We start from the raw sequence: 12,374 nt of genomic DNA on the forward strand, positions 1-12,374 counted from the left end.
GGTGGCCTGTCCGCCTCCGGGGGCCGGGGCCGGGGCCGGGGTGGTGCCGCTGCCACCGCCGGTGGCGGGGGCGTCCGGGGCGCCGTTCGCGGGGCCGAGCGCCCCGGAGTCGAGCAGCTTGCGCTGTGCCTTCGCGGTCTGCCGGCGCTCGCGCTGCGCCACCTGGGCGATCTGGCGGGTGCTGAGCGCGGCGAGCAGCTTCTCGATGGAGTGCAGCTTCTTCTCCACCTTCGCCCGCTGTTTCTTCCGCTTCGCGGTCAGGGAGAGCTGTTTGTCCAGCGCGGTGCGCGCCCGGGTGGCGATGGTGTCGGCGTGCCGCTCACCCTTGGTCAGCCGCCGCATCAGGGCGGCCTCGCGGCCCGCCGCCCGGTCCAGCTCACGCGCCTCGTCGGCGGCGCTCTCCGGGTGGGGGGTGAGCAGGGTCAGCAGAAAGGCGTAGGAGGAGAGCGTGCTGTGGCCCTGGTACTGCTGACGGGCCAGCCGTCCCGCGTCGTCGTGGCTGTCGGCGAGTTCCGTACGGGTGTGCACCAGCTCGGCCGTGAGCTCCCTGGTCCTGGTGCGCTGCTTGCGCAGCTTCTCCTCGGTCGCGTTGTACGTCTCCGTCGCCTCCTCGGCCTTCCGGTACAGCGTCTTGAGCTGCGTCAGCAGCTCGGACACCGACCGGTCGGCGGGGCGGGAGGGGGCGGCCGTCGCCGTGGCCGCCGGAACGGCGGGTACCAGCGCGGCGGTCGCCGTGATCGCCGCCGCGCAGACCGAGCCCACGATCCGTCCTGACACGTGATCACCTCCGGCTCACTGACGCCTCTGTTCGGCGTCCAGCTCAGCAGGATCGTGGCATGACGTTCGTATCTTCAGGAGAATTGTGGGCGAGTCGGGCGAATATGGTCACCCGTCCGGCGGGCCGTCAGCTCGGCTTGGACCATGGCCACTTCAGCCCGCCGCCCGGTCTTCCCTCCGGGTCGTACTCATAGGCCCAGCTCCGGACCAGGCCCAGCCGCTTGGACGTGGCGGCCGGAACCCTGCGGTAGACATGGACCGTCGGCGGTGCGCCCGCCTCGTTCTCCACCGGCACCTCGTAGGTCTTCGGCGGCTGGCCGGTGAGGCCGACCAGTACCGGCAGCACCCGGCCGTCCAGCGGCCCGCCCACAAAGGGCGTCTCCTCGCTTCTCACCGCACCAGTCTCACAGCATCGCCCGCGCCTCGGCCGTCACCGGCCGCGCCCACCACGGCCGTCACCGACCGCCCCCGTCACGGCCGTCACCGACCGTTCCCGTCACGGCCGCCGCCGTCACAGCAGGTGCGACGCCTCGCCCAGCGCGGGCACAACACGGCGTGCCAGCCGTCCGACCAGGCCCTCGGTGGGCTCCATGATGAGCGCGGCCCGCATCACCCGGGCCGCCTGCGGATCGGTGGTCGCGGTGGCGGTCAGCATCGCCACGAACTGGTCCACCAGCCAGTCGCGCAGCTCCTCCACCGGCGGCTGCTTCTCCTCGTCCAGCCAGATCAACGAGGCCGCCTCGACGGCCGTGATCCAGGTGCGCACCATCATCCGCAGCCGCGCACCGGGCTCCTTGACCGCCAGATGGAGCAGAATCTCCTCGGCCGCCGCCCGCCGCACCTCGTCGACGATCGCGTTCGTCCGCGAGGTCTCGACCACGCTGCCGCTCTGCAACAGCGCGCTGAACCCGGCGTCGTGCTCGTCCACGAAGGCCAGATAGCGGTCCAGCACCCGGCTCAGCCGACCGCTGAGCGGACCGCTCCTGGGCTCCTCGAAGCACAGTTCCAGCTCATCGGCGGCGCTGCGCAGCGCCGCCTCGTACAACTGCTGCTTACCGCCGGGGAAGTAGCGGTAGACCAGCGGACGGGAGGCACCGGCGGCCAGGGCCACATCGTCCAGCGATACGTCCTCGGGCGCGCGATGGGCGAAGAGGCCGAGCGCGGCGGTGAGGAGTTCGGCCCGCCGCGCCTCGACGCTCAGCCTGCGGTAGCTCCCCCGCCGGGCGGCCGGCGGACGGGCGGTGGCCGGGGTTTTCGCCGCAGGGCGTGCGGCGGCGCTCGCCTCCGCCGGGGGTGTCGCCTCCGGGGGCGCCGAAGCGGTGCCGCTGCCTGTCGTCATGCCTGGCAGCGTAACCGGCCATCGTGACGAAGCGGATGCCCCCTTCGGTCCGGCCCGGATGGGCCCTCGGGTCGGGCACGAACGCACCCTTGGGTCCGGCGGCCGATGACCCCTTGGCCGACCAGGGGCTGCGCCCCTGGGCCCCGGGGGCTGGGGCAGAGCCCCGGTTGCGGGAAGGGGCGGGGAGGGGAGCGGCCCGCCGCAGGCGTCACAACCCACCCGGCACCCCCTACGCCAGCAGCCCCGAGCTCTTCCACAGTCGGCGGCCCACACCCCGCATCACCCCGACATCGTCGAGGAATTCGGTCAGCTTGCTCGCCCCGCTGCGCATCACCTCACGGCGATGGGCGCTGGCCTGCACTTGAGCGACGGCCGCGCGCCGGTCGAGCCCTACGTCCGAGTAAACCTTGGGGTTGATGAACGCCTGCGAGAAGATCCGGGAGAACTCGCCCGACCCGATCCGGGTCAGCTCCGCCTCCCAGCGCGGCGCCCGCAGCATCTGGCGGCGCAGCTCCTCGCGTGCGTACCGCACATGGCGCGCCTCCTCGACCACATGGATCCGGGTGACCCCGCGCACCAGCGGCTGCACGCGCTCGTCGGGGAAGGTCAGCCGCTGCATCCAGTCCAGGATCTCCTCGCCGAGGAGGGTCGCGGTGAACGAACCGGGCGTGGTGGAGATCGCCTTGAAGATCCGGCCCAGATTGTGATGGAGCCGGGTGACCGGATAGGCCGGGGTGCCGCTCTTGGTGATCAGCCGCGCGAACATCTTGGAGTGGCGGCACTCGTCGGCGATCTCGGTGAGCGCGTACCGCACATGGGCGCTGGTCGCGGGCTTGTCGTAGATGTGCCGGGTCATGAGCTGGATCAGGATGATCTCGAACCATATGCCCAGCGAGGCGAGTGCCGCCGCCTCGTGCCGGGCCAGCAGTTGCCGCTGTTCCTCGGACATCCGCCGCCACATGGGGGTGTCGTAGAGCGAGACCAGCTCCGGTGGCCAGAACCACTTGCCGGGCTCGAACGGCGCGTCCCAGTCGAGTTCGGTGTCGGGGTCGAAGGAGTGCTTGGCGGAGGACTCGAGCAGTCGCTCCGCGACCCGTTCACGGTCCTTGATCAGCCCGAGCGCGTCCCGGAGCGCGGGCGGTTCGGTCGTGGTGGTCATCGCTGAGGGCACCTCACTGGTGGCTCGGACAAACGCTGGCGGGATGGGTTACCGGTGGATATCTCTTATGAGACTCTGTGTCAGCAAGGGGCGTCAATCCCTTGGAGAGGTCTCATTGACCGACGAGTAACGGTCATGTGAGCCTGCCGAGTACGCATCCGTTCACGGGGGAGCGAGGCGAAGGAGGCGTCGGTGTCGACGCAAGAGCTCTACGCGATGGATCCCGGGGACCCCCACTGGCAGGTGCCCGCCGGTGGCGCCGCCCGATTCAGTTGGGAATACGACGACCACCGGGCCCGGCTGCTCGCCCTCTACCAGAAGGGCAAGGACAAGCAGTGGGACGCGGTCAAGCGGATCGACTGGGGCCTGGAGGTGGATCCGTACGACCCCCTGGGCACCCCCGATGAGTCCCTCGCCCTCTACGGCACCCGCCACTGGGACCGGATGACCGAACGGGACAAGGGCGAGCTGCGGCATCACGTCGCCGCCTGGCAGTTCAGCCAGTTCCTCCACGGCGAACAGGGCGCGATGGTGTGCGCGGCCCGGATCGTCGAGGCCGCGCCCGACCTCGACGCGAAGTTCTACTCCGCCACCCAGACCATGGACGAGGCCCGCCACGCCGAGCTCTACAGCCGTTTTCTGCACGACAAGCTCGGCACGTTCTACCCCATCAACACCGATCTGCGGACCCTGCTCGGCGACACCCTCCGCGACTCCCGCTGGGACATGGCCTATCTGGGCATGCAGGTGCTCATCGAGGGCCTGGCGCTCGCCGCGTTCGGCCTCATCCGCGACACCACCGACAAGCCGCTGCCCCAGCAGATCCTCGCCTACGTCATGCAGGACGAGGCCCGCCACGTCGCCTTCGGCCGGATGGCGCTGCGCGACTACTACCGGCAGCTCGGCGACGCGGAGCTGCGGGAGCGCGAGGAGTTCGTCATCGAGGGCTGCTACCTGATGCGCGACCGGCTGCGCGGGGTGGAGGTCCTGGAGAACTTCGGCATCCCGAAGGCCGAGGCCGAGGAGTACTGCGAGCAGTCGCCGTTCCTGCATATGTTCCGCAAGCTGCTGTTCAGCCGGATCGTCCCCTGTGTGAAGGACATCGGGCTGTGGGGCGAGCGGCTCCAGCGGGCGTATGTCGACATGGGCGTGCTGGAGCTGGGCGACAGCAACCTCGACCTGCTGATGAGCCAGGATGAGGAACTCGCGGAGCGGCTGGACGAACGGCGCTTCGCGGCGGAGGAGGCGGCGCGTACGGGCGAGGTCGAGGCGGCGATCGCGGAGGGCGCGGCCGGGGCATGAGGCGACGTGGGGCCCGCGTGAGGCCACGTGGGGCCGCGTGATGATCTTGTGTCCCTCTCAACCTCCCCTCGGATCAGCGTTCTTGGTAAGTTCTTGATCATCGCCAGCGGAGAAGGCCGAGGTCATTGGGGTGCCCTCGGTCCGGTGGTGTTCATATGCCTTCATCCGAAGGAACGAAGGAACGGCCGAAGGGTGCTCTCCACGGCGGTGGGGGGCACACCTTTGTTCCGGCGTTCCGGAGGATGATGGTGGGGTGCGGATTCGAACGAGCACCAGTGAAGAACTCCCCGTCCTCCAGGACATAGAGCGCGCCGCCGGACTCTGCTTCCGGGACATCGGGATGGACGAAGTCGCCGATGACGAGCCCCTGAGCCTGGAGGAGCTGAGCCGCTACCAGCGGGCCGGACGGGCCTGGGTCGCGGTGGACGACGCCGACCGGGCGATGGCGTATCTGATCACCGACCCCGTCGACGGAAACGTCCATATCGAGCAGATCTCGGTCCATCCCGACAGCGCCCGCCGTGGCGTGGGCCGGGCCCTGATCGACCACATCGCGGGGCGGGCCGCCGACGACGGCGTCCCCGCGCTCACCCTGACCACCTTCGTCGACGTGGCCTGGAACGCCCCGTACTACGCCGCACGCTGCGGCTTCCGGACCCTGACCGAGGCCGAGCTGACCCCCGGCCTCCGGGAGATCCGGCGCTGCGAGGCGGGCCATGGGCTGGACCGCTGGCCACGGGTGTGCATGCGCAGGGATGTGGGGTAGCGGGGAGGCCGGGGTGGGGCGGTGAGCGAGGGCGATCCGGCTCAGGCTCGGTCCGGCGCCGAGTACAGCTCCTCCACCGCCCGCCCGAACGCCCGGATCCGCGCCGTCTCGTCCGCCCGCCGCCACACCAGGCCGAGCATCGAGTCCGGCACCCCTTCGACCGGTACGAAGGTGATGTCCCGGCGGCGGTGATACTCCGCCGTCGGGGCGCACAGCAGCATCCCGCCCCGTCCCGCCGCGACCGCCGCCAGCCCCTCCTGGAGCGTGTGCACCCGCGGCCCGCGCGGGATCGGGCGCCCAGCGGGGGTGGCGGCGGGTGCCATCGCGTCGTGCCAGTAGCGCGGCGCGGGGGCGGACGGGCCGATCAGCGGGAGGTCGGCCAGCGCCTCGGCGGCCACGCGGGCGCGGTCCGCGAACGGATGGCGGGCGGAGACCACCACCGTCTGCGGCTGCTTGGAGAAGACCGGGCCGAGGACCAGATCGGGCTCGGCGACCGGCAGGCAGACGATCGCGGCGTCCACCTCACCGGCCCGCACCGCGCCGAACGGATCGGCCAGCGGGATCTCCACGGTCGTCGTTTCGCAGCCGGGGTGGCGTTCCCGGAAGGCTGCGATGGCCGCCGTCACCCGTTCATCGGCGGCCCCCTGGAACCCGATCCGCAGCACGCCCTCCACCCCGCGCGCCGCCCGGTGGGCGCTTTCGACGGCCCCGTACAGCGCCTCGTAGGCGGGCCGGAGGTCGGCCAGAAACCGCTCGCCGAGCGGGGTCAGCCGCGCCCGGCGGCTGGTGCGCTCCAGCAGCCGGGCGCCGATCCGGCGCTCCAGGGACCGCAGTAGCTGGCTCACCCTGCTCTGCGAGACGTACAACCGCTCCGCCGCGCGTCCGAAGTGCAGCTCCTCGCTCAGCGCGAGAAAACACTCCAGCTCGCGGATCTCCAACCCGGCCATGGTCTCCCCGTGGATCGCGCTCGCGCTGACGCGCGTTGCCTCGCCTGGACTCGCGGCACATCGACTCGCGCCGACTCGTATCGATTCGCGCCGACTCGTATCGATTCGCGCCGACTCGCGCCGACTCGCATCGATGAGCCTCGCTCATAGAAGTCTGAGAACTTCGGCGTTGTTCCCGCAGGGGCACGGCAGTTCGCTAAAGGCATGTCCAATAGCACGGAACTCACCGCTCCGGCAGGCACATCCGGGTCACCTCCGGTGGTGCGCTCGCCGCTCAGGGCCTGGCTCGCCGTCGTCGCCGTCGCGGTCGGCACCTTCTCGGTGGTCACCACCGAGATGCTGCCGGTCGGCCTGCTGACGTCGATCGGCTCCGCGCTCGGCGTCTCGGCCGGTACGGCGGGCCTGGCCATGACCGTGCCCGGGCTGGTCGCCGCGTTCGCCGCCCCGCTGCTCACCGTCACCGTCGGCCGCTTCGACCGGCGGCCGGTGCTGTGCGGTCTGATGGGGCTGCTGGCCGTCGCCAATCTGCTGTCCGCATGCGCGCCCGGCTTCGCCGTCCTGCTGTTCGCCCGGGTGCTGGTCGGGGTGAGCATCGGCGGGGTGTGGTCGATCGCGGGCGGGCTCGCGGTGCGGCTGGTGCCCGAGCGGTCCACGGGCCACGCCACCACGCTGATCTTCAGCGGTATCGCGGTGGCCTCGGTGCTCGGGGTGCCGATCGGGACGCTCCTCGGCGATCTGGTCCACTGGCGGATCGCGTTCGCCGCCATGGCCGCCCTGTCGCTGGCCGTGGTCGCCGCCATGGCCGTCACCCTGCCGCCGTTGCCCACGGCCGGGACCATGCGGCTGCGCGAGGTGCCCGGGCTGTTCCGCAACGTCCGGCTGCGGACCGGCCTCATCACCACACTGCTGCTGGTCACCGGCCACTTCGGGGCGTACACCTACGTCCGCCCGGTGCTCGAGGACGTCGCCGGGGTCGGAACGAGCCTGATCAGCACCCTGCTGCTGGCCTACGGCGTGGCGGGCATCGCCGGGAACTTCCTGGCCGGCACCGCCGCCCACCGCGCTCCGCGCCGCACCCTCATGGTCATCTTCACTCTGCTCGCGGCGGCCGAACTGCTGCTCCCGGTCGCCGGTACCACGACGGCCGGGGCCGCCGTACTGCTGCTGGTGTGGGGCCTGGCGTACGGCGGGGTGTCGGTGACCTGCCAGACCTGGGTGCTGCACGCGGCGCCGGACGCGCGGGAGGCGGCGTCGGCGCTGTTCGTCGGGGTCTTCAACGTGGCGATAGCGCTGGGCGCGCTGCTCGGCGGCCGGGCGGCGGATGGTCTCGCGGTCCCCAGCGTGCTGTGGTTCGGGGGCGCGCTGGTGATCCTCGCCCTGGCGAACATGGCGCTCTTCGGCAGCCGCGGAGCCGTCGCCGCTTCCGGCCGGACGGGGGCCTCGTCAGGCCAAGGGGCCACGTCAAGCCATGTGGACCAGGCGATCAGGTGAGACCCTGAAACCAGGGGACTCGTCTGCGCGGGAGTGGGTCCGATGGCAGTGAGCATGCATGTGGTCTGGAGCAAATGCGAGCCGGGACGCGTCATCTACGAGACGCATGCGATCGAGACGGTCACCGACGGCTCGGGCGTCCACGCGACCGTCGACAGCCACACGTATGAGATCTCCGTGCGCAGCCGTGCCCAGGCGGAGTCCATCGCGGACGAGGAGGGCTATGAGCTGTACCGGAAGGGCGAGGCGTGGGAGAGCCTCCCCGAGGAGGAGGAATGAGCGGGGCGAATGAGCAGGAGAAATGAGCGGGAGAAATGGTAAGGAGCAGCGCCCCCGGGCGCTGCTCCTTACCGCTGGATGCGGCTGACCCAATGGGCCTGCCGTCGCCGGACGGCCCGGGCCTGCCCTCGCCTGACGAGCCTGCCTTCGCCCACGGGCCTGCCTCGCCCAACGGCCTGCCCTCGCCGTAGAGCCTTGAGCGGCGGGCCCAGCGCTTGAGCCGACGGGCTCGCCTCAGGCTCCGCGCCCCAGGCGAGCCCGCCTCAGGCTCCGGGCCCGAGGCGGGGCCGTCTCAAGCTCAGGGCCCGGGACGGGGCCGTCTCACTCCTCGCCGTGGCCCAGCAGGAAGTCCACATCCCGCCGCTCCGGGCCCGCCGCGCCGCCGACCGTGATCTGCCGGGTGGCCGGGGCGTAGCCGCTGGCCACCACCGTGTAGTGATCGCCGGTGAGCGCCTCGAAGCCGAAGGACCCGTCGTCACCGGTGATGGCCTGGCCGACCACGTCGCCGGACGCGTCCAGCAGCGAGACCCGGGTGTCCCCGAGCGGTCGGCCGCCCCGGTCCCGTACGGTGCCCCGGACCCGGGCCGCCGGGGGCAGCTTCGCGTCCACCCGCACCGGCTCACCGACGGCGAGCTCCACCTGGGTGGCGTACAGCCGGTGCCCGGCGGCGGCCAGGGTCAGCGTGTACGTCCCCGGGGCCAGCTCCGGCAGCGCGAACTCGCCCTTCTCGTCGGCGGTCGCCGACCCCGCGACCTCGCCCTCGGGCCCGGTGGCCGTGGCGGTCGCACCGGCCAGCGGCTCCCCGCCGACGGCGCGTACGGACCCGGTCAGCCCGCCCCCGCCGGACAGCCGCAGATCGCAGACGACGGGCAGGTCGGTCACCAGCAGGGTGGCGGCCTGCGGCTGGTACCCGGTGGCCGAGCCGATGAGGACGACGCTCGCGGTGTCCGGGGCGGGCACGCGGTACCGGCCGTCGCGGCCGGTGACCGTACGGCCGAGCTGACGGCCGCCGGTGTCGATGAGGGTAATGGCGGCATCGGCGAGCGGAGTGCCGCCGGGGCCGAGGACCCGGCCGTGGATGACGCTGCCGGTGAGGGCGGGCCCGTCCGCCGCCGCGTAGGCGACATCCCCGACCTTTGCCTCAGCCGAGGCAGCCGAGGCAGCAGAGGCGGCCGAGGCAGCAGAGGCGGCCGAGGCAGCAGAGCCAGCAGCGGTGGCGACGGCAGCCGGTGCGCCCACGAGCGCGGGGGCGGGGGCGGCCACGGGCGCGGAGTCGGCCACCGGGGCGGAGCCCGTCGCGGTCCCGGTCCCGGTCGCGGGAGCCGACGTGGCCACGGGACCCGAGCCCGCCACCCCGGCGCGCCGCCGCACGGGCAGGAACAGGGCGATCAGCAGGCCGACGACCGAGGCCGCACACGCCACCAGGAACGACGTCTGGAACCCGTCCTTGCTCGGCAGCGCCACCCCGCCGAAGTCGGTCGTCTGGTGCGCCAGGATCACACCCACCACCGCGCTGGAAGTGGACATGCCGATCGACCGCATGAGGGTGTTGAGCCCGTTCGCCGCACCCGTCTCGGCGGCCGGAACGGCGCTGACGATGAGCGTGGGCATCGCCGAGTACGCGATACCGATGCCGACGCCGAGTGCGGTGGACAGCACCACGATCTGCCAGATGTAGTCCATCATCACCAGGCCCGCGCCGTACGTCGCGCCGATCACGATCAGCCCGATGACCAGCGAGACCTTCGGCCCCTTCGCGGCGTTGATCCGCGCGGACAGCGGCGAGACCAGCATCATCGCGACGCCCATCGGGGCGAAGTAGAGCCCCGCCATGACCATCGACTGGCCCAGGCCGTAACCGGTGGCCTTCGGGAGCTGTAGGAGCTGCGGAAGGATCAGCGACATCGCGTAGAACGAGAAGCCGACCATGATCGAGGTGAGGTTGGTCAGCAGCACCTGACGCCGTGCCGTGGTCCGCAGATCGACCAGCGGTTCGGCGGTGCGCAGCTCGAAGACGCCCCACAGCAGCAGGATCACCACGGCCGCGCCGAACAGCCCGAGCGTGGTGCCGCTCGTCCAGCCCCAGTCACCGCCCTTGGTGATGGGGAGCAGCAGACAGACGAGTCCGGCCGTCAGCCCGAGCGCGCCGATGACGTCGAAGCGGCTGGGGGTACGGACCGAGGACTCCGGGATGACGGAGAGCACCAGGGCGATCGATATCACGCCCAGCCCCGCGGCCCCGTAGAACAGCACATGCCAACTGGTGTGCTGCGCCACGAACGCGGCGGCGGGCAGCCCCAGCGCACCGCCGATGCCCAGCGACGAGCTCATCAGAGCCATCGCCGAGCCCAGCTTCTGCGGCGGCAGCTCGTCGCGCATGATGCTGATGCCGAGCGGAATGGCCCCCATGGCCCCGCCCTGGATGGCCCGGCCGATCACCATCACCACCAGTTCGGAGGTGACGGCGCAGGTCAGCGAGCCGATGACCATCAGCGCCAACGCGACCATCAGCATCCGGCGCTTGCCGAACATGTCCCCGAGCCGGCCCATGACCGGGGTGGAGACGGCGCCGGCGAGCAGGGTGGCGGTGACCACCCAGGACGCGTTGGAACTGGTGGTGTGCAGCAACTGGGGCAGCTCGGTGACCAGCGGAACGACCAGCGTCTGCATGACGGACACGGCGATACCGCAGAACGCGAGCACCGCCACGAAGCCACCGCCGACCTCCCGCGGGAGCGGCGTGCCGGAGGGCGCGGCGCTCAGAGGATCCGCGACGCGAGGTGGGGCTGACTGGGGCATGCGAATGCCGCCTCCAAAGAGATTTCGAGAGATGCGCGAAAAGTGGAACGATGAGAGATGTGCATCCTACACATGACGTGTATCGTGCACACTTCCATTGAGGGGCGCGGGGGAGGCGAGGAGGAATCGTGCTGGATCGGCGGCTGGAGCGGCTGGAGCGCGAGCTCATGCTGGTGGCCAGATGTTCAGTCCTGACGCCGCGCGAACGGAAGGGCCAGACGACGGACGGGCCGGAGCCCCCGGCGCAACCGAACACCGGCCGGGCCCCCGAGGAACCCCACCCCGATCGCCGCACCGACGAGCACGAGCCCTGCGCCGGCCCCACCCGCCTGGACCGCTCCGGCTATCTGCTCCTCTCCCGCCTCGACGCCGAGGGCGCGATGTCCATCGGCCAGTTGGCCGACGCGTTCCAGCTCGACGTCTCGACCGTCAACCGCCAGACCGGCGCCCTGCTCCGGGCCGGTCTCGTAGAACGCATCCCGGACCCCGACGGCGGCCTGGCCCGCAAGCTCCGCGTCACCCCGCAGGGCGCAGACCGCATGGCGGCGGAACGGACCTGCCGGCAGACCGACCTGTCCCGGCTGCTGGAGTCGTGGCCCGCCGAGGAAGTGGCCCGCCTGGAGGACGTCCTCACCCGCTTCAACCGCGAGGTGGAACGCCAGGAGGGCGGCCGCGCCTGGCCCCGCGAGCCGGGCGAGGCGTAAGGCCCTCCGGAACGACGCGTAAGGCCCTCCGGAACCACGCGTAACGCCTCCGGAATGACAGCGGCGCCGAGGACGTTCCCGCAGACAAGACCATGCGAGGCAGACAAGACCATACCGAGGAGGCCAGGACGAAATGCCCACCCCCGCTTCCCACCCCAAGACCACCGGCACCAGCGGCGGACACCGCGTGGACGTGGAGCACGGCTCCCAGCACGTCACCGTCACGATCGACGGCCGCGTCGTCGCGGAGTCGACCCGCCCCCTGCTCGTCCACGAGACGGGACTCCCGGTCCGCTACTACCTCCCCCCGGAGGACGTGGACCTGACCCTCTTCCAGCCGACCGACTCCCACACCACCTGCCCCTTCAAGGGCGAGGCCGCGTACTGGACCTACCGCGGCCCGGCCGGCGACGAGGCGGAGCCCCGGCCGGACGTGGTGTGGGCGTACCCGCAGCCGATCGAGAAGGTGGCGGAGATCAAGGACCATCTGTCGTTCTACGACGAGGTGGCGAAGATCGAGATTTCGGAGTAACCACCCGGAGCCGAAGGGGGCGCCACACCAGGCATCACCCCATCAGGGGCCTTCCGGGACCCTCCCGGAGGGAACCCCTGACGCGTGCACATCCACGCGTACTCGTGGCTGGGTGAGAAGGAGCTGTTCGACCGGGAGGCCCTCCGCCGCCCACCCGACCGCCCCCGCCCGCCCCTCACGACCGAGGACGAGGACTACTACCGCGAGGACCAGGAGCGCTACCGCACCCTCCTGGAAACCTTCCGCCACTCGGAGCTCCCCCCACTGGAAACGTCCCTC

The 12,374-nt window shown here is 71.4% G+C and carries 12 protein-coding genes and 1 pseudogene; 7 read left to right on the top strand and 6 right to left on the bottom strand.

From position 1 onward, the window contains the following. The 4 genes from KN815_RS01710 to KN815_RS01725 all read right to left on the bottom strand — a co-directional run. A partial coding sequence (locus tag KN815_RS01710) for a coiled-coil domain-containing protein (protein WP_372458226.1) occupies positions 1-777 on the bottom strand: 777 nt, incomplete at its 3' end. A 127-nt stretch (positions 778-904) separates the two neighbouring features. Next, positions 905-1,171 carry a DUF8847 domain-containing protein gene (locus KN815_RS01715; RefSeq protein ID WP_216339464.1) on the bottom strand — a complete coding sequence of 89 codons (267 nt, stop codon included), beginning with the start codon at positions 1,169-1,171 and terminating at the stop codon, positions 905-907. A gap of 117 nt (positions 1,172-1,288) precedes the next feature. After that, positions 1,289-2,116, bottom strand: coding sequence for a TetR/AcrR family transcriptional regulator (locus KN815_RS01720; protein WP_253208684.1), 828 nt, complete (start codon positions 2,114-2,116; stop codon positions 1,289-1,291). Positions 2,117-2,345: 229 nt separating this feature from the next. Next, positions 2,346-3,275, bottom strand: coding sequence for an AurF N-oxygenase family protein (locus KN815_RS01725; protein ID WP_093464646.1), 930 nt, complete (start codon positions 3,273-3,275; stop codon positions 2,346-2,348). A 192-nt stretch (positions 3,276-3,467) separates the two neighbouring features. Between KN815_RS01725 and KN815_RS01730 the strand changes: the two genes are divergently transcribed. Next, positions 3,468-4,577, top strand: a complete 1,110-nt coding sequence (locus KN815_RS01730; RefSeq protein WP_216339466.1) for a ferritin-like domain-containing protein — start codon at positions 3,468-3,470, stop codon at positions 4,575-4,577. Positions 4,578-4,830: 253 nt separating this feature from the next. Continuing rightward, positions 4,831-5,343, top strand: coding sequence for a GNAT family N-acetyltransferase (locus tag KN815_RS01735; protein WP_216339468.1), 513 nt, complete (start codon positions 4,831-4,833; stop codon positions 5,341-5,343). Positions 5,344-5,384: 41 nt separating this feature from the next. On the opposite strand, the gene KN815_RS01740 is transcribed toward KN815_RS01735, so the two are convergent. Then, positions 5,385-6,290, bottom strand: a complete 906-nt coding sequence (locus KN815_RS01740) for a LysR family transcriptional regulator (RefSeq protein ID WP_216339470.1) — start codon at positions 6,288-6,290, stop codon at positions 5,385-5,387. A gap of 204 nt (positions 6,291-6,494) precedes the next feature. On the opposite strand from KN815_RS01740, the gene KN815_RS01745 reads away from it, so the two are divergent. Together KN815_RS01745 and KN815_RS01750 are read left to right on the top strand one after the other, a co-directional pair. Further along, positions 6,495-7,781, top strand: a complete 1,287-nt coding sequence (locus KN815_RS01745; protein ID WP_216339472.1) for an MFS transporter — start codon at positions 6,495-6,497, stop codon at positions 7,779-7,781. 42 nt (positions 7,782-7,823) lie between these two features. After that, a complete protein-coding gene (locus tag KN815_RS01750; RefSeq protein WP_014054887.1) occupies positions 7,824-8,060 on the top strand; it encodes a hypothetical protein in 237 nt (78 codons plus the stop codon). A 321-nt stretch (positions 8,061-8,381) separates the two neighbouring features. Here the strand turns inward: KN815_RS01750 and KN815_RS01755 are convergent, their stop codons facing one another. Then, positions 8,382-10,859 carry an MFS transporter gene (locus KN815_RS01755; protein WP_216339475.1) on the bottom strand — a complete coding sequence of 826 codons (2,478 nt, stop codon included), beginning with the start codon at positions 10,857-10,859 and terminating at the stop codon, positions 8,382-8,384. A gap of 128 nt (positions 10,860-10,987) precedes the next feature. Between KN815_RS01755 and KN815_RS01760 the strand changes: the two genes are divergently transcribed. From KN815_RS01760 to KN815_RS01770, 3 genes and pseudogenes are all read left to right on the top strand, one after another. Then, on the top strand, positions 10,988-11,563 hold the full coding sequence (locus KN815_RS01760) for a MarR family winged helix-turn-helix transcriptional regulator (RefSeq protein WP_253208685.1): 576 nt from the start codon (positions 10,988-10,990) through the stop codon (positions 11,561-11,563). Between the two features lie 133 nt (positions 11,564-11,696). Continuing rightward, entirely contained in the window at positions 11,697-12,095 is a 399-nt protein-coding gene (locus KN815_RS01765) for a DUF427 domain-containing protein (RefSeq protein WP_216339478.1), read from the top strand. Positions 12,096-12,179: 84 nt separating this feature from the next. Next, positions 12,180-12,374 (top strand): annotated as a pseudogene (locus tag KN815_RS01770) (hypothetical protein); the annotation flags it as partial.

Origin of the sequence: Streptomyces niphimycinicus, assembly GCF_018883605.1 — a bacterium.
GTDB lineage: Bacteria > Actinomycetota > Actinomycetes > Streptomycetales > Streptomycetaceae > Streptomyces > Streptomyces niphimycinicus.

Coding starts and splice junctions, on each gene's coding strand:
- KN815_RS01720 (WP_253208684.1), bottom strand. CDS start 2,116: ATGACGACAGGCAGCGGCACCGCTTCGGCGCCCCCGGAGGCGACACCC.
- KN815_RS01725 (WP_093464646.1), bottom strand. CDS start 3,275: ATGACCACCACGACCGAACCGCCCGCGCTCCGGGACGCGCTCGGGCTG.
- KN815_RS01740 (WP_216339470.1), bottom strand. CDS start 6,290: ATGGCCGGGTTGGAGATCCGCGAGCTGGAGTGTTTTCTCGCGCTGAGC.
- KN815_RS01745 (WP_216339472.1), top strand. CDS start 6,495: ATGTCCAATAGCACGGAACTCACCGCTCCGGCAGGCACATCCGGGTCA.
- KN815_RS01750 (WP_014054887.1), top strand. CDS start 7,824: ATGGCAGTGAGCATGCATGTGGTCTGGAGCAAATGCGAGCCGGGACGC.
- KN815_RS01755 (WP_216339475.1), bottom strand. CDS start 10,859: ATGCCCCAGTCAGCCCCACCTCGCGTCGCGGATCCTCTGAGCGCCGCG.
- KN815_RS01765 (WP_216339478.1), top strand. CDS start 11,697: ATGCCCACCCCCGCTTCCCACCCCAAGACCACCGGCACCAGCGGCGGA.